Source organism: Dolichospermum sp. FACHB-1091 (assembly GCF_014697585.1).
In the GTDB taxonomy this organism is placed as follows: domain Bacteria; phylum Cyanobacteriota; class Cyanobacteriia; order Cyanobacteriales; family Nostocaceae; genus Dolichospermum.
This window is the reverse complement of the sequence record NZ_JACJSB010000001.1, coordinates 148,834-167,562: the sequence shown is the minus strand read 5'-3', so window position 1 is coordinate 167,562 and position 18,729 is coordinate 148,834. Positions and strand designations below refer to the sequence as shown.

The following is an 18,729-nucleotide window of genomic DNA, read 5'->3' as shown; positions in this document are numbered from 1 at the left end:
GATTTTTGTTTACGTCTTTCTATCTTTGCATTTACTTTATCAACTCTGATATTAATTTTTGCATGGCTACGGAGAGCGGTTCTGTCGGTCTGATCTGCGGTTGAAAATAGGGGGTGTTTAAATGCGATTGATTTTCTTGGGAGTACCAGGTGCTGGGAAAAGTACGCAAGCGGCTGCAATATCAAGCCAATGGCAAATTCCCCATATATCTATTGATGATATATTCCATCAGGCGATCGCAAAAGAGACTTATTTGGGCTTAAAAGTCAAGCCGTATGTAGAAAAAGGTGATTTAATTCCAGATGATTTAATCCTTGATATCATCCGCAAACGCTTAAGTCATTCCTCTGCTCAAAGGGGTTGGATTCTAGATGGATTTCCTAGTAATTTGTCCCAGGTAAAGCTTCTTGATCAACTACTATTAGAAATCCTAGCTCAAAGCAAAGCTGTATCATCAGAAAAGCTTTATAACCAAGTTTTTAGCTTCTATGCCCCCATTGATGTTTTGGTACAAAGGTTACTGCAACGGGGTCGTTCAGAGGATAATTATGAGGTTATTTACAGAAGAATAGAAGTCTATCAAGAGTATTCTGCTTCCCTAATTCAGCATTATCGCCAACGAGGTTTTTTAACTGTGATTAATGGCGATCGTTCAGTGGAAATGGTAACTCAATTTTTGCAAGATGCTATTTCTAAACCTCGGTTAATAACAGATCAAAAAACTTTAAATATTAGGAAGAAATCAATCAAGGAAGGAAAACAGATTTTATCTGCATAACCCAAAAATCAAGTAAAAGTCGTGAGTATTTTATGCGAAAAAAAAGAAACATCAAAAGATTGAACTTTCTATGGCATCAGGGTTACTGTAATTCTGGTTTTGGCTTGACCTCAATCAATAATTTAACTCATGGACATTCCATTTTATCATTGACAACTTCCCATTTCCCAACCAGATAATCACCAATTTAAATTTTTGCTGGAGAAACCTATGGCTACTTCTGAAAGTCCGAATGAAACTCTTGTTCAATATATCGAAAAATCAGACTTTGAATCGCTTTTAGAGAAGAAAGAATTGTTTGTGATGGACTGTACCGCAACTTGGTGCGGACCTTGTAAAATCGTTGCTCCTTTAATGGATAAACTAGCCGAAGAATACAAAGATCGGGTAAAAGTGGTCAAATTAGATGTTGGTGACGGCAAAAATAAAAGCGTTGCTGAAAAGTACGGTATTCGCAGTATTCCCGCAGTTATGTTTTTCAAGGATGGTGACTTATCAGAAACAATTGTGGGGGTAGTTCCCTATGAGAAATTCACCACAGCTTTAAACAAAATACTTTCACCTTCTTGAGGGGGTTTTTCCATGCAGAGAGCGTATATATTTCCATGTCCTAATTGCGGTAGTGAAGCAAAACGTCAGTTTTTAACTGATGGAAAACTAGCTCACAAGCATTCTTTAATGAATCAAATTATCCGTACAGAGTGTCCAGTTTGTGACTACCTGATGGTAATGCGCTCTCTGGATGGTAGTGTAATTGAAGCTTACGCACCGGGAATACCAAGCAACTTTAAACCATTAACTACATCTCATCTTTCTCCAGAAATTTGTGAAGAAGAAATATTAATGATGAGTGAATCTATTTCATTCTGCTCGATATTTTTCCATTTACCAAATCAAAATTCCACAGATTCATACTCATTACTTTAAGGATTTTAACCATGATGAAAGCTGAAGACATAATGACCACAGAAGTAATTACAATTCGTGGTTCAGCAACTGTAGCGGAAGCTGTAAGTTTGATGAATTCTAAAGGTTTACGTTCTTTAATTGTCGAACCTCGTACAGAAAATGATCCCTATGGCATGATCACCGAAACTGATATTGTTTATAAAGTTGCTGCCTATGGCAAAGACTCCAAACAAGTGCGAGTTTATGAAATTATGACCAAACCTTGTATTGTCGTTAATCCTGAGCTTGGAGTAGAGTATGTAGCTCGTTTATTTGCTCACACCCATATCCGTCGCGCTCCTGTAATTAAAGGTAAGTTATTAGGGATAATTTCTATTACTGATATTCTCAGAAAAAGTGACTTGTTTGAAAATCCTAAACGCCTCTTTATTGAGGATGAAATAGAAGTAGCACGGGAAGAAGCGAGAGCAACTTGTACAGCCAAAGGTGATTCTTCTCGTGAATGTGCATCTGCTTGGGATATAGTAGAGGAACTTTTGGCGGTAGCATCTCATCAACGAGTAGCAAAGGAAACTATTGGAGAATAAATATTATTTAGATTACAGCAGGAGTCGGGAGTCACAAGAGGGTAGACAAGAAGGAGAACGGTTGGTTATTTTAAAACAGCTTACAAGGCGATTGAGTGAATTATCACCTTGAAATCTTAAGATATACGTAGGGTGGGTTAGCAACAGCGTAACCCACCATCTGATTAAGTAGTCATGTAACCCACATTCCGCACCCTTAACTGTCACAATCGGTACGGGATTTACTTCATAAAAAAGGAGTAAAAAATTACCTTTACCCGAAAAAAATAGATTCTTTCTGAGCTTTTCAGAAAAATACTATCTCTTAAAAATAAACGATTTTTGAGAAAACTAAATCCTCTCTCAAATGATTGTTGCGCTTTATATTCAGACAGCATTTTCTCATTGCTTAGTTCTTTATCTAACAAAACCAAAAAATTTAAAGATAAAGAATTTTGGGAACATAATTGTGTTTGTTGATTTAATCACAATTATCACAATGTCCACAACGCCAATTAATAGTCGGTGTTTCAAAGCCAAAAGCATTTAATAAAAACCGCCAACGACACTGTTTAGTAGTGAGATATTCACTCAGTTTACCAGTTTGTAATTGGGTTTTTGATGAATTTACTGACTGAGAAGAAATAGAAAAATGAAAAGGATCAAGCCATTCCAATTGTCCGTTACTATGGAGAAGAGAAAGCGCCACCGCACTATCTGGAAATTCTTTAATTACACTATTTATTTCCCCTTGGGGTGGTAACTTCTTAACTAATTTTCGCGCTTTTTGTTGTTGTAATTGTAGTTGTTGTTCAAAAAATTTCTGTCTTTGTTTATCCCCAGAATCTAAAAATCCTGTTGGTTCACTGACGAAGGTTAAAACATCAGCAGGTTTCCCGTCTCTTCCCGCTCTCCCTATTTCTTGTACATATTCCGATAATAAATATGGTGCATGAAAATGAACCACCCAACGCACATCAGATTTATTTATCCCCATACCAAAAGCACAAGTACAGACCACAAACAGGATTTTTCCACCTAACCAATTAGCTTCAATATTTCGGCGTTCTGTAGGGCTTAATCCTGCATGATAACTAGCAGTATGATAACCCATTTCTGTTAACCAATTGGCTAAATTTTCACTATCTTTTCGAGTTCTTACATAAATTAAACCAACTTGGTTTGGTCGTTTTTGTATAAACTTTAATAATTGTTGTTTTCTTCCTCTAGGAGTCCAAGCAATTTGGACAATAGGATTTAAATTTTCTCGATAGGGATTAATCTTAAAAATATCAGGTTTGTCTAATTTTAAAACTTGAGAAATAATCTTTTCAGCTACAGGATCAGCAGTGGCGGTAAAAGCTGCTATACTAATTTTTGTTCCTGGTGGTTTTGATTTTAGCAACGCTTCCCGCACAGTTCCTAAACGTCGGTAAACTGGACGAAAAGTATCACCCCATTGGACTAAACAATGGGCTTCATCTAGTATTAAACCATTAATTTGTAGTTGAGGATTACACAATTTTTGCCAAACTATTGGACTCAGTAAGGTTTCAGGAGATAAATATAATAATCTTAATTCCTTGTTTTCTAAAGCTTGTAAAGTTTTCTGTCGTTGTAATGCGGGTAGTTCACTGTGTAAAAGTGCTGCTTTTTGCTGTTTTTGACGTAATTCCTCAACTTGGTTTTCCATTAGTGCGACCAAGGGAGAAATTACTAAAGTTAGTCCTGTATTTAGTAGTGCGGGAAGTTGAAAACAAATAGATTTTCCCCCACCTGTGGGCATAATAATTAAAGCATCTTTTTTTGATATTAAACAGTTAACAATTTCCTTTTGGGGAGGACGAAAATCATCATATCCCCAAATTGCTTTTAATGCTGTGCGAACATCATGATCAGATTGTGTTAAGGGAATATTCATTTTTTTACCCCGCAAGCAGAAAGAAGAACAAGTAAATAAGTAAATAAGTAAATAAGTAGGGTGTGTTAGCTGTCTTCGTAACGCACCTTATCTATAGCTGTGTTTTACCCATTACCCATGACCCATGACCCATGACCCATGACCCATTACCAATTACCCATGACCAATTAATTCTTGATCATTCCATTCTAAAGTATCACCAATGTTTTCTCCATTATGGTAAGCAGCCAGTAATACCTCACAGATTTTACCATAGGATATCATGCCAGTGGCATCTAGAGCGATCGCTCCAAAATCCCTGTTATTTTTCCGCGCTTCTGTAAATGATTTCTGCATTGCATCCTGTAGAGACATTCCATCTGTTACCCTCACTACAACCTTAGCAGCTAAACACTCATCAATAATATCTTCACCAATACCTGTACAACTAACACCTGCATGAAAATTTGCATAATTACCTGCTGGCATCGCTGAATCACTGACGCGCCCAATTCTTTCAAAGCCCTTACCACCTGTAGAAGTACCAGCAGCTAATTTACCATCACCATCTAAAGCCACAACACCAATAGTTCCCCTGCCCGCATTACTACTTAATGCCATCTCTGGTTCTGCTACCACCCCAGCCATAGTTCTTTGAAAATTACCTTGACGTTCTAGAGTCCATTCTTGCAAGCGCAAATCAGTTAAACCATTGTAACTAGGAATTTGTAACTCCCGCGCTAACTCGGCCGCACCATAATCAGACAAAACCCGGTCATCGGAATTTTGTAAAAATAGTGCCATTTCAATCGGGTTTTTTACCCGTGACACATTAATTACACCACTAAAACGGCCAGTAGTCCCATCCATGATAGAAGCACTCATGCGAATTTGTCCATCAGATTGCAGTACAGAACCAGTACCAGCATTAAAGCGTGGTTCATCTTCTAACATTTGACAGCCTCGAACTACAGCTTCCGTTGCATTTGCACCATTCAGTAAAAGAGTATAAACATCTGCAACGATTTTAGATAGAGAGTTGCGAACCGCTATCAATCCCCCCTTACCTTGCAGAGAACTACCAGCGCCACCATGAATAATTAATTTAGGTTGTACTTGTAATGTCATGTTATTTTCTTATTTGTTCGTCATTAATTGTTAATTGTTAATTATCCATTGTCAATGTTCCCTAAGTCTCATTTTTAGCCTGAGAACGACGACGACGACAACGTTCTGAACAATATTTTACCTCATCCCAACAATCTTGCCATTTTTTCCGCCAAGTAAAGGGACGTTGACAGACTACACAGATTTTTTCCGGTAAATCGGATTTAGAACGAACACGACCCATAATAATCAAGGTAATTGGTAATTAGTGATAAAATCCCCGTTTTCATCCTTTACAGGACTTACGCAACTGGCACAAGCGATTACTAGGTCGCCCCATCAACGCCGAGAGATAGGGAAGCAATCACTATTGAATAGTATACAAGTATTATTTACTGGGAGCGTCCAAAAAACTTCAAGGCTAAAATTAATGAAATTAAATGATGGGGTGATTTTATTCAAGAGTTTATGAGAAAAGTACAAGTATGGGGGATAAAACTATTAGAATCTGGAATTTACAAACTGGGGAAAACTGTTATATTATTAATCAGCATTTAGCAGCAGTAAATACATTAGCAATTACTCCTGATAATCAAACTTTTATTAGTGGTAGTACAGATAGTACAATTAAACTGTGGCATCTTCATACGGGGGAATTATACCGGACTCTGAAAATCTACTCAAGGGCTATTTCTGCTATTGCTATTCACCCAGATAGTAAAATTATTGCTAGTAGTAGTCAAGAGGGAATTATCAAACTTTGGAATCTTCAAAATGGGGCATTATTGGCAACTATTTCTGGTTTTTGTCCCCTAGTTTTTAGTCTAGATGGTACAATGCTGATTAGTGGTGATCAAGGTGGGACTATCAAGATTTGGCAACTTGACAGGGGCGATAATTTACCATTAATTGGGGAATGGTGGGAAATTTTAGGCGTAGAACTGAAAACTCACCCCAAAGATGTCAAACTGGCCTATCTGAGATTAGCTAAATTATATCATACTGATATTAACAGTTCTGTTATTGCTAAAACTGCCATCCAAGCAGTTAATCAAGCATATCAAAAGTTTCAGCAGCAATTAAACACACATAATTGATCATAAAATCAGTGGAAATTTGGGAATTTTGCCCTATAAACTTGATTTTTTCACAGGCTGGCAAAGAAAGATAGGTTTATCAGTATTAATGACTGGATTTTTTGAATTTTCTGATTTTTTTGAGTTTTTTTGAGTTTTTTTGAATTTTTTTGAATTTTTTTGAATTGTTTATGTTGCATATTTTAAAAAAACGTTATAAATTGTTAAGTTGTAGGGGAATAATATTTTTTTCATTTCAATAGCAAATTCCTAATCAAGTATGTATACTAAAATTCTGTGATTCTAATACACGGAATGAGGTGTATTTTCAGAAGTTAAGAAAACTGCTAAATACTATGCAGTTAGGTTTTTACATTGACTAAGTTTTAGTATTTTGACTGGATTGATATTTGCTATTTCAAAGTTATGATGAAAATGGCATAAACAATAATTAAAGGTGTATCTACTCCCGAAAAATCTACTATCTAAATGGAGTTAGTCTGGAAATGCAACTAAATAAATTAGAGACAAGTCAAAATATAGAAAATGAAGCATGGCAAGTATTAGAGAATTCAATTCTCTACTACAAAGGTCAGCCTGTAGGTACTGTAGCGGCTTATGATTCATCCGTAGAAGCACTAAATTATGACCAATGTTTTATTCGAGATTTCGTTTCTTCGGCGTTAATTTTTCTGATTAAAGGTAGAACAGATATTGTCAAAAACTTCCTAGAAGAAACATTAAAGTTACAGCCTCAAGAAAAAGCATTAGATGCCTATAAACCCGGTAGAGGTCTAATTCCAGCCAGTTTTAAAGTCGTTTCTGCCAATGGGGAAGAATTTTTAGAAGCTGATTTTGGTGAACACGCTATTGCTAGGGTGACACCGGTTGATTCTTGTTTATGGTGGTTGATTTTATTGCGGGCTTATGTAGTCGCTACTAATGATTCATCTTTAGCTTATCAACCTCAATTCCAAACAGGAATTAGGTTAATTATGGATATCTGTTTGGCTAATCGTTTTGATATGTACCCAACTCTATTAGTTCCCGACGGCGCGTGTATGATAGATAGACGCATGGGTATTTATGGACATCCTTTAGAAATTCAAGTTCTGTTTTTTGCGGCTTTACGTGCAGCGCGAGAACTGCTAATTTGCCAAGGTAATCAAGATATTATTGAAGCCATTGATAACCGTTTACCTTTATTGTGTGGTCATCTTCGTCAGCATTATTGGATAGATATTCATCGTTTGAATGCAATTTATCGGTTTAAAGGGGAAGAATACGGTAAAGCTGCGGTTAATCTTTTCAATATTTATGCAGATTCTTTACCTTATTATGATTTGGATAAATGGCTACCCAGAAAAGGGGGTTATTTTGCGGGAAATGTTGGACCATCACAAATGGATACTCGTTTTTTCACCCTCGGAAACTTAATGGCTGTAATTTCTGATCTTTCTACAGAAGAACAGTCTGAAGCAATTATGAATTTGATTGAAAAAAGATGGGAGGATTTAGTAGGAGATATGCCTATTAAAATCTGTTATCCTGCTTTACAAGGTGAGGAATATCGAGTAGTAACAGGGTGTGATCCAAAAAATATTCCCTGGTCATATCATAATGCCGGAAGTTGGCCTGTTTTAATGTGGATGTTAGCAGCAGCAGCGGTAAAAACCAAAAAACCAGAATTAGCACAAAAAGCCATTGAAATTGCTAAATCTCGACTCAGTGAAGATGAATGGCCAGAATATTATGATGGTAAAAAAGGGAGATTAATTGGTAAACAAGCGAGAAAATATCAAACTTGGACAATTACTGGTTATTTATTAGCTCAGGAATTAATCAATAATCCCAATCATTTATCATTAATTAGTTTTGATGAATTACCCCCAGAAACTATTTCTAGAGCCTGTGAATTTGAAGTTGGCAGTATAGATCCTTACATGAATCATTAAGCTGTACTGCATTTAATTTCTATGATTTTAGCGGGCATCTTGCCCGCTCCACAACATCTATTGAGGGTAGGGAATAGTAAAGATGATAGTTCTTCCTTATCAAGACAAGGATAACATATTTAAAATCCTTTGTCAACACCTAAAAAACAAATTTTTCGCGGTTTTTTTGCGTTAATTGTTGCTTTGTGGGGTAATGTCAGAATCAGGATATCCAGGATGAAAGGATGTACAGGATGAAGATGGGGATTTTCTGATGATGTCAATGATTTAAAATGCTGCGTTACGCTATTATATGGCGAACTGCTTGCAGCAGCGCTTCGCTATCGCTATGTTACACAAAAAGTTTTTACCAATAGTGCGTTACTAATTGCTAACACACCCTTCTATAAATAATTTAAGATAGTTCTTCCTCATCAAGATAAGGATAACATATTTAAAATCCTTTGTCAACACCTGAAAATTAAATTTTTCGCGGTTTTTTTTGCGTTTGTGATAATTGTAGGTTGGGTTAGCGTAGCGTAACCCAACAAAGTCCTAACAATAAAGTCCCGAAGTTGTTGGGTTTTCTCAACCCAACAAAGTTATTAACTAAATAGGAAATTACCTCCAAACAGGTTGACATTCACACTAGCACTAGTAAAACCATTTGTACTAGATAATGTTCCTAATAATTGACCAGTACCAAAACCAGTATTACCACCAATACCATCTCCCACGGCAAATCGTGTATTAATACCAGATGTCACGACATCAATATTAGTGATCCCTGAAAAATCAATTTTATCACCATTGACACCGCGCACAAATTGGTAAATCGTGTCTCTACCATGACCTGCTGTATAGCGGACAGTATCTACAGCGTTATCGTTAGCACCTAAATAAATCAAGTCATTCCCTATACCACCAGTTAAATCATCAGCACCGACACCTCCCAGGAGAATATCATTACCTCTACCACCATCCAAGGTATCATTACCGATACCACCATCAATAGTATTGGCTGCATTATTTCCTGTGAGGATATTATTTAGACCGTTACCAGTAGCCTTGATAGCAGATGTTCCTAGTAAGCTGAGGTTTTCTAGGTTACTTGCTAATGTGTAACTAATGGTAGTGAAAACAGTATCATTTCCTTCATTGGCGTTTTCTTTAACGATATCTCCTGCATTATCCACATAGTAAGAGTCATCACCTATACCACCGCTGAGGACATCTGCACCTGCACCACCATTGAGGGTATTATCAAGGTCATTACCCGTAATGATATCATTCACTTGAGAACCAGTGACATCTTGGAAATTCACCACAGTAAAAGTGACATCCCCGGAAGGTAAGCCAAAGACCGTGAGACTATTTGCACTTAAATCTGCGTTAATAGAGTTATTGGTACTACTTGCAGCATCAATGACATTAGCAAAATCACCATTGCCAATAAACACTTCAGCTTTTACCGTATCTGTTCCCAAAGCGCCTTTATTGACTGTTCCCTGTGCTTGTAAGGTAATCTTAGTTGCGAGTTGACCATAATCAACTATGTCCACTCCGTCTCCACCAGTTAAGGTATCATTACCCACACTAGCAATTAAGATATCATCACCTGCACTACCATTCAGGTTATTAGCTGCATCATTTCCTGTAATGATATCATCTGCTTGAGAACCAGTGACATCTTGGAAATTCACCACAGTAAAAGTGACATCTCCCGAAGGTAAGCCAAAGACCGTGAGACTATTTGCACCCAAATCTGCGTTAATAGGGTTATCTGTACTACTTGCAGCATCAATGGCATTAGCAAAAGCAGTATTACCGATAAACACTTCTGCTTGGGCGGTATCTATTCCCAAAGCGCCTTTATTGACTGTTCCCTGTGCTTGTAAGGTAATACTGGTTGCGAGTTGACTATAATCAACTGTATCTACACCATCTCCACCAGTTAAGATATCATTGCCAGCACTGGCAATTAAAGTATCATCACCGCCACTACCATTCAGGTTATTAGCTGCATTATTTCCTGTAATGGTATCATTGCCCTGAGAACCAGTGACATTTTGGAAATTCACCACAGTAAAAGTGGCATCTCCCGAAGGTAAGCCAAAGACCTTGAGACTATTTTGATTTAAGTCCGCATTAATGCGATTATTGGTACTACTTGCAGCATCAATGGCATTAGCAAAAGCAGTATTACCGATAAACACTTCTGCTTGGGCGGTATCTGTTCCCAAAGCGCCTTTATTGACTGTTCCCTGTGCTTGCAAGGTAATACTGGTTTCAAGTTGACGATAATCAACTGTATCTACACCATCTCCACCAGTTAAGATATCATTGCCAGCACTGGCAGTCAGAGTGTTATCAGTGCTATTACCAGTGAGGATGTTATTGCTGTCATTTCCTGTACCGTCAATGGCTTCTGTTCCCGTCAGGATGAGATTTTCTACACCTGCGGGTAGGGTAGTTGTCACGGAACTTGTGAGGGTATCAGTTATGGTTGTGGTGGCGCTTGTTTTTGTCCCCAGATTGACATTATTGGGAGATGTGAGGGTGAGGGTAAAGGCTTCATCTGCTTCATTAAGGTTATCATCGAGAATGGGGATATTGATGGTTTGAGTGGTGATACCTGGTTCAAAAGTCAGAGTTCCGTTGGTGCTGGTGTAGTCTAACCCTGCTGTCGCTGTACCATCAGCAGTAGCATAATTAATGGTGATGGTTTGGTCACTACTGGAGGAAAGAGTAACAGTGTAAGTGACGTTTTGGGGGTTAGTGTCGCTTTCAAGTATTGTCTGGTCGCTGCTGAGGTTAATATCGGGGAACTCATCATTAGTAATAGTTCCTGTTACTGCTGCTGGTGTACCAACGGTGTAACCTGTTCCTGACAGTAGGGTTAAAGCTACAGTTTCATCACTTTCAACAATTGTGTCTGCTGTGGAGTCTATGGTTAAGGTTTTCGTAGTTTCACCCGCAGCAAAGGTGATAGTTCCTGTAGTCCCTGTAAATGTGGCTGCACCGGTTTGAGTGTAGTCGCTACTGTCTGCTGTACCTTCTATTCCAAAGTTAACAGTTATGCCTGTGTTTGTGACACCAGTCCGGGTGAAGGTGTATACTAGGTTGGTTGTACCATCTTCAAAAACACTACTGGGTGATACTGCTAAAGCAATGCTAGTCTCATCATTGGTAATAGTTCCCGTTACTGCTGCTGGTGTAGCAATGTTGTTATAACCTGTTCCCGCAAGTACGGTTAAAGCTACAGTTTCATCATTTTCAACAATTGTGTCTGCTGTGGGGTCTATGATTATTTGTTTCGTAGTTTCACCCGCAGCAAAGGTGATAGTTCCTGTAGTCCCTGTAAATGTGGCTGCACCGGTTTGAGTGTAGTCGCTACTGTCTGCTGTACCTCCTATTCCAAAGTTAACAGTTATGGCTGTGTTTGTGACACCAGTGCGGGTGAAGGTGTATACTAGGTTGGTTGAACCATCTTCTAATACGCTACTGGGTGATACTGTTAAAGCAATGCTAGTATCATCATTGGTAATAGTTCCCGTTACTGCTGTTGGTGTAGCAATGTTGTTATAACCTGTTCCTGACAGTAGGGTTAAAGCCACAGTTTCATCATTTTCAACAATTGTGTCTGCTGTGGGGTCTATGATTATTGTTTTCGTAATTTCACCCGCAGCAAAGCTGATAGTTCCGCCGGTGGCTGTAAATGTGGTTGCACCCGTTTGAGTGTAATCATTATTGAGTGTGGCTGTACCTGCTACTCCATAGTTAACAGTTATGGCTGTGTTTGTAACGCCAGTACGGGTGAAGGTGTATACTAGGTTGGTTGTACCATCTTCAAAAACGCCACTGGATGATACTGCTAAAGCAATGCTAGTATCATCATTAAGAATAGTTCCCGTTACTGCTGCTGGTGTAGCAATGTTGTTATAACCTGTTCCTGTAGCCAGAGTTAAAGCCACAGTTTCATCATTTTCAACAATTGTGTCTGCTATGGGGTCTATGATTAAAGTGGCTGTACTACTTCCCGCAGCAAAGGTGATAGTTCCGCCGGTGGCTGTAAATGTGGCTGCACCCGTTTGAGTGTAGTCGTTATTGAGTGTGGCTGTACCTGCTACTCCATAGTTAACAGTTATGGCTGTGTTTATCACACCAGTCCGGGTGAAGGTGTAAACTAGGTTGGTTGTACCATCTTCTAATACGCTACTGGGTGATACTGCTAAAGCAATGCTAGTATCATCATTGGTAATAGTTCCCGTCACTGCTGCGGTTGTACCAACGGTGTAACCTGTTCCTGTCGCTAAAGTTAAAGCTACAGTTTCATCATTTTCAACAATTGTGTCTGCTGTGGGGTCTATGGTTATTTGTTTCGTAGTTTGACCCGCAGCAAAGCTGATAGTTCCGCCGGTGGCTGTAAATGTGGTTGCACCCGTTTGAGTGTAGTCGTTATTATTTGTGGCTGTACCTGCTGTGGCTGTACCTGCTATTCCAAAGTTGACGGTTAAAGCATTAGTTGTCACACCAGTCCGGGTAAAGGTGTAAACTAGGTTGGTTGTACCATTTTCGGTTACGCTACTGGGTGATACTGCTAAAGCAATGCTAGTATCATCATTCGTAATAGTTCCCGTTACTGCTGCGGTTGTACCAACGGTGTAACCTGTTCCCGCCGCCAGAGTTAAAGCTACAGTTTCATCACTTTCAACAATTGTGTCTGCTGTGGGGTCTATGGTTAAAGTGGCTGTACTACTTCCCGCAGCAAAGGTGATAGTTCCGCCGGTGGCTGTAAATGTGGTTGCACCCGTTTGAGTGTAGTCGTTATTAAATGTGGCTGTACCTACAGTACCTGCACCTGCTATTCCAAAGTTGACGGTTAAAGCATTAATTGTGATACCAGTCCGGGTGAAGGTGTATACTAAGTTTGGTGAACCATTTTCTAATACGCTACCGGGACTGACTGCTAGGGTAATACTGGGGAAATCATCATTGAGAATAGTTCCCGTTACTGCTGCGGTTGTACCAACGGTGTAACCTGTTCCTGCCGCCAGATTTAAAGCTACGGTTTCATCATTTTCAATGATGGTGTCTGCTGTGGGGTCAATGGTTAAAGTGGCTATGGCTGAATTAGCTAGAAACCTAATTGTTCCTGTAGCACCTGCAAATGTGGTTGCACCCGTTTGAGTGTAGTCGTTATTGAATGTGGCTGTACCTGCTATTCCAAAGTTGACGATTAACTCATTATTTGTGACACCAGTCCGGGTGAAGGTGTATACTAGGTTGGTTGCACCATTTTCGGTTACGCTACTGGGTGATACTGCTAGGGTAATGCTAGTATCATCATTGGTAATAGTTCCCGTTGCTGCTGCGGTTGTACCAACGGTGTAACCTGTTCCTGCAGCCAGAGTTAAAGCTACAGTTTCATCAATTGTGTCAGTGGTGTCTGCTGTGGGGTCAATGGTTAAGGTTTTCGTAGTTTCATTCGCAGCAAAGTTGATAGTTCCGCCGGTGGCTGTAAATGTGGCTGCACCCGTTTGAGTGTAATCATTACTGAATGTGGCTGTACCTCCTACTCCATAGTTAACAGTTATGGCTGTGTTTGTGACACCAGTCCGGGTAAAGGTGTAAACTAGGTTGGTTGCACCATCTTCTTGGACGCTACCGGGACTGACTGCTAGGGTAATGATAGTATCATCATTGAGAATAGTTCCCGTTACTGCTGCTGGTGTACCAACGGTGTAACCTGTTCCTGCCGCCAGAGTTAAAGCTACAGTTTCATCACTTTCAACAATTGTGTCTACTGTGGGGTCTATGGTTAAAGTTTTGGTACTTCCATTCGCAGCAAAGGTGATAGTTCCTGTAGTCCCTGTAAATGTGGTTGCACCAGCTTGAGTGTAGTCATTATTGAATGTGGCTGTACCGCCAATGGTATAGTTAACGGTTACGGGATTGGGGGTAACTGCGCTACGGGTAAAGGTGTAAACTAGGTTGGTTGCACCATCTTCTAAGACGCTACTGGGTAATAATGCTAGGGTAATGGTGGGCGTGGTAGTCATAATAGTTCCTGTTACTGATCCTGGTGTATGAATGTTATAACCTGTTCCTGTAGCCAGAGTTAAAGCTACAGTTTCATCACTTTCAACAATTGTGTCTGCTGTGGGGTCTATGATTATTTGTTTCGTAGTTTCACCCGCAGCAAAGGTAATAGTTCCGCCGGTGGCTGTAAATGTGGCTGCACCCGTTTGAGTGTAGTCGCTACTGTCTGCTGTACCTGCTACTCCAAAGTTAACAGTTATGGCTGTGTTTGTCACACCAGTCCGGGTGAAGGTGTAAACTAGGTTAATTGTAGCATCTTCAAGAACGCTACTGGGTGATACTGCTAAAGCAATGCTAGTATCATCATTAAGAATAGTTCCCGTTACTGCTGCTGGTGTAGCAATGTTGTTATAACCTGTTCCCGACAGTAGGGTTAAAACTACAGTTTCATCACTTTCAACAATTGTGTCTGCTGTGGGCCTTATGGTTATTTGTTTCGTAGTTTCACCCGCAGCAAAGGTGATAGTTCCTGTAGTCCCTGTAAATGTGGTTGCACCGGTTTGAGTGAAGTCGCTACTGTCTGCTGTACCTCCTATTCCATAATTAACAGTTAAGTCTGTGTTTGTGACACCAGTGCGGGTGAAGGTGTATACTAGGTTGGTTGTACCATCTTCAAAAACACTACTGGGTGATACTGCTAAAGCAATGCTAGTATCATCATTGGTAATAGTTCCCGTTACTGCTGCTGGTGTAGCAATGTTGTTATAACCTGTTCCCGACAGTAAAGTTAAAACTACGGTTTCATCATTTTCAACAATTGTGTCTGCTGTGGGGTCTATGATTATTTGTTTCGTAGTTTCATTCTCACCAAAGGTGATAGTTCCTGTAGTCCCTGTAAATGTTGCTGCACCCGTTTGGGTGTAGTCATTATTGAATGTGGCTGTACCTGCTACTCCATAGTTAACAGTTATGGCTGTGTTTGTCACACCAGTCCGGGTGAAGGTGTATACTAGGTTTGGTGAACCATCTTCAAAAACGCTACTGGGTGATACTGCTAAAGCAATGCTAGTATCATCATTAGTAATAGTTCCCGTTACTGCTGCTGGTGTAGCAATGTTGTTATAACCTGTTCCCGACAGTAAAGTTAAAACTACAGTTTCATCACTTTCAACAATTGTGTCTGCTGTGGGCCTTATGGTTATTTGTTTCGTAGTTTCACCCGCAGCAAAGGTGATAGTTCCGCCGGTGGCTGTAAATGTGGTTGCACCGGTTTGAGTGAAGTCGCTACTGTCTGCTGTACCTCCTATTCCATAATTAACAGTTATGGCCGTGTTTGTAACACCAGTGCGGGTGAAGGTGTATACTAGGTTTGGTGAACCATCTTCGGTTACGCTACTGGGTGATACTGCTAGGGTAATACTGGGGAAATCATCATTGAGAATAGTTCCCGTTACTGCTGCGGGTGTGGCAATAGTATAACCTGTTCCTGCCGCCAGAGTTAAAGCTACGGTTTCATCACTTTCAACAATTGTGTCTGGTGTGGGTTTTATGATTATTGTTTTCGTAGTTTCATTCGCAGCAAAGGTGATAGTTCCTGTAGTCCCTGTAAATGTTGCTGCACCCGTTTGAGTGTAGTCATTATTGAATGTGGCTGTACCTGCTACTCCAAAGTTAACAGTTATGGCATTAGTTGTGACACCAGTCCGGGTGAAGGTGTATACTAGGTTGGTTGCACCATTTTCTAATACGCTACTGGGTGATACTGCTAGGGTAATGGTGGGAAAATCATTATACAAAACTGAGACATTATTACTGTTCACGTTTGTCACAGCTAAGTCTGGACTACCATTACCATCCAAATCCCCCACAGTCAAGGCATAAGGACTAGTCCCCACTGCAAAATTAGTAGCAGTGCCAAAAGTCCCATTGCCATTACCTAATAAGACTGAGACGTTATTACTGCTAAAGTTGGCGGTGGCTAAATCAGATTTACCATCTCTGTTGAAATCAGCTATGATTATGTCTCTGGGATTAGTCCCCACTGCAAAGTTAGTAGCAGTGCCAAAAGTGCCGTTACCATTACCTAATAAAACTGAGACGTTATTACTGCTCAAGTTGGCGGTGGCTAAATCAGATTTACCATCTCCGTTAAAGTCTCCTACGACCACAGATGCAGAACCGCTTCCCACATTAAAGTTAGTAGTAGCACCAAAACCACCTGTACCATTACCCAATAAAATTGAGACATTGTTACTGGTATCATTCGCCACGACTAAGTCAGACTTGCCGTCTCCATTGAAGTCTCCTACCTTCACAGATGCAGGACCGCTTCCCACATTAAAGTTAGTAGTAGCACCGAAACCACCTGTACCATCACCGAATGCAACTGAGACAATACCCTGATTGTAGGTTGTCAAAGCTAAGTCGGATTTGCCGTCTCTGTTGAAGTCCCCTATAGCTACGGATGTGGGATAGATAATAGAGAGATTCGGCGAGTCAAAAGTACCTCCCCCCAAAAACAGGTCGATGGCGCTAAAAAGACTATTAGATCCACTTCCTAATGCGACAAGAAAAGCCTGAGCAGTTGTTTGATTGGCATTACCGGCGGCAACTAAGTCGGTTTTACCATCACCGTTGAAGTCTCCTACAGCTAAGTAACCAACAACAGGCAATAGACTAGGATCAAAGATGAAATAGTTAGTTGCTGTACTGAGTCCATTTACACCATTCCCTAGTAAGACAGAAAAGTTTCCAGTACCAGTATTACCGGTTCCTACGACTAAATCAGATTTGCCGTCTCCGTTGAAGTCACCTACTACCAAGGAAATAGGAATACCTGCGACAGCATAATTAATAGTGGTTTTAAAGATAGCCATGGATTTAAACTTCTGTAGAATATGACTTAAAATTATGATCTGAACAAAAGACTAAGAGAATCTTAGATTTTGTTTCTTTGCGCCTTTTCATCTCTGCGCGAAACAAAATTCCCCACTATGCAGAGGCATCGATAAAAACAATCGTTGTCGCGGTTTGAAGGAGAAAAGAGTTGTTGAACATATTTTTTTCCTTTGCACCTGATAACAAGTAAGTTTTTTATTTTAATTTTATTGGTTAAAGAATGAGTAACTTTACGTAAAACCTGGGTCAAGTCAAGATATCAATTTCCTGTTCTTTAACATTGTAATTGATTTAATCATAGACACAACCGTATTTTTTAAATATTTTACCGTGTTATTTATGATCCGTATTATGTCACAAAAGTGACCTTAGTAACATTTATGCTTTTATATTGTCTGATAGCGAAGCGTGGCGTTAGCCATATCAGGTGGTTATCGAGCGACTTGTACTGAGCTTGCCGAAGTAAGTCGAGATAATGTCCAGGATGAAAGGATTTACAGGATGAGGAGGGGGATTTTATGATTATGTCAATGATTTACAATGGTGCGTTACGCTGTCACTAACACACCCTACTATTTAGCTATTATATTATATGGCGATCGCTATGCTACACCTAAAGTCCTTACCTCAGTAAATTTAGGTTGGGTTTTGTTCCTCATATTATAATATGATATTTGTAGCTCATTTACTAGCGATCTGTTTCAATAGTTCTGTTAAAATCTGTTAAAAAACGTCCTCCCCTAAAACTCACAATTATGACACAGCTAAAAAATAGCGAAAATGAATCCTTGCTAGTAGAAAAGTTTTTCAACAAGCAGTGGAAAATTTATCAAAAGGTACTCAATAATAATTACATGGGTCATAATGAAATTTATGCAATACTACATAAATTTCTTCTTAGCAACTTTGAAAAACCCTTTAAAATGCTTGATTTAGGATGTGGTGATGCCAGTTTCACTAGTCTGGTATTATCAAATACTAATATTGCCTCCTACCATGGTGTAGACTTATCCATAGCTGCATTAGAAATTGCCCAAGGGAATTTAGAAAAAATTAATTGTGACATAACTTTAATTCAGGGAGATTTCTCAGAAGTAGTCCCTGCTTTGGCATCAGATCAAGAGCATAGATTTGATGTAATTTTCATCTCTTTCGCGCTACACCATCTTCAGCTTCTGCAAAAAGAGCATTTTATTAACCAGCTACAACATCTACTGATTCCGGGCGGTGTTTTGATATTAATTGATATTATTCGTCAAGAAACAGAAGACCGAGATAGTTACATTGTCCGCTACCTAGATAATGTGCAAAAATACTGGTCTTTACTCACCCCAGAAGAGTATTCAATGGTCGAGGAGCATATTTCCACGAGCGATTTTCCCGAAACTCAACAAACTATCCAAGAAATCTGTCAAAAATCGGGTTTTAATCAGTTTAAATGCCTCTACCGTGACCACCTAAACACTACACAATTATTATGCTTTTCTCAGGAATTGTCATAATCTTAAATAATTAGGAA

Annotated in this window: 12 protein-coding genes; 8 read left to right on the top strand and 4 right to left on the bottom strand. The window is 39.4% G+C overall.

From position 1 onward, the window contains the following. The first annotated feature begins 121 nt into the window (after positions 1-121). From H6G25_RS00755 to H6G25_RS00740, 4 genes are all read left to right on the top strand, one after another. Complete coding sequence (locus tag H6G25_RS00755; protein WP_190390854.1) at positions 122-778, top strand: nucleoside monophosphate kinase; 657 nt, start codon at positions 122-124, stop codon at positions 776-778. Positions 779-988: 210 nt separating this feature from the next. Next, positions 989-1,348, top strand: a complete 360-nt coding sequence (gene trxA, locus H6G25_RS00750) for a thioredoxin (protein WP_190390853.1) — start codon at positions 989-991, stop codon at positions 1,346-1,348. A gap of 12 nt (positions 1,349-1,360) precedes the next feature. Next, complete coding sequence (locus H6G25_RS21610) at positions 1,361-1,705, top strand: hypothetical protein (RefSeq protein ID WP_347239133.1); 345 nt, start codon at positions 1,361-1,363, stop codon at positions 1,703-1,705. 11 nt (positions 1,706-1,716) lie between these two features. Further along, positions 1,717-2,274: a CBS domain-containing protein gene (locus H6G25_RS00740; protein WP_190390852.1), complete on the top strand. Its 558-nt coding sequence runs from the start codon at positions 1,717-1,719 to the stop codon at positions 2,272-2,274. A gap of 460 nt (positions 2,275-2,734) precedes the next feature. Here H6G25_RS00740 and H6G25_RS00735 read toward each other — a convergent pair whose 3' ends face one another. The 3 genes from H6G25_RS00735 to H6G25_RS00725 all read right to left on the bottom strand — a co-directional run bounded on the left by H6G25_RS00735 (position 2,735) and on the right by H6G25_RS00725 (position 5,504). Next, a complete protein-coding gene (locus H6G25_RS00735; protein ID WP_190390851.1) occupies positions 2,735-4,174 on the bottom strand; it encodes an ATP-dependent DNA helicase RecQ in 1,440 nt (479 codons plus the stop codon). A 153-nt stretch (positions 4,175-4,327) separates the two neighbouring features. Beyond that, entirely contained in the window at positions 4,328-5,281 is a 954-nt protein-coding gene (locus H6G25_RS00730) for an isoaspartyl peptidase/L-asparaginase (RefSeq protein ID WP_190390850.1), read from the bottom strand. A gap of 61 nt (positions 5,282-5,342) precedes the next feature. Continuing rightward, entirely contained in the window at positions 5,343-5,504 is a 162-nt protein-coding gene (locus H6G25_RS00725; protein WP_190390849.1) for a DUF2256 domain-containing protein, read from the bottom strand. 241 nt (positions 5,505-5,745) lie between these two features. On the opposite strand from H6G25_RS00725, the gene H6G25_RS00720 reads away from it, so the two are divergent. Further along, positions 5,746-6,357, top strand: a complete 612-nt coding sequence (locus tag H6G25_RS00720; RefSeq protein ID WP_190390848.1) for a DnaJ domain-containing protein — start codon at positions 5,746-5,748, stop codon at positions 6,355-6,357. A gap of 485 nt (positions 6,358-6,842) precedes the next feature. Beyond that, entirely contained in the window at positions 6,843-8,291 is a 1,449-nt protein-coding gene (locus tag H6G25_RS00715) for a glycoside hydrolase 100 family protein (protein WP_190390847.1), read from the top strand. 584 nt (positions 8,292-8,875) lie between these two features. Here the strand turns inward: H6G25_RS00715 and H6G25_RS00710 are convergent. Continuing rightward, on the bottom strand, positions 8,876-17,188 hold the full coding sequence (locus tag H6G25_RS00710) for a Calx-beta domain-containing protein (protein WP_190390846.1): 8,313 nt from the start codon (positions 17,186-17,188) through the stop codon (positions 8,876-8,878). A 562-nt stretch (positions 17,189-17,750) separates the two neighbouring features. Between H6G25_RS00710 and H6G25_RS21445 the strand changes: the two genes are divergently transcribed. Beyond that, positions 17,751-17,876 (top strand): hypothetical protein, encoded by a 126-nt coding sequence (locus H6G25_RS21445; protein WP_277881621.1) that lies wholly within the window; start codon positions 17,751-17,753, stop codon positions 17,874-17,876. An 89-nt stretch (positions 17,877-17,965) separates the two neighbouring features. Then, the gene (locus tag H6G25_RS00705) at positions 17,966-18,712 is read left to right on the top strand and encodes a class I SAM-dependent methyltransferase (RefSeq protein ID WP_190390845.1); all 747 of its coding nucleotides are present in this window, start codon (positions 17,966-17,968) and stop codon (positions 18,710-18,712) included. Positions 18,713-18,729 lie beyond the last annotated feature (17 nt).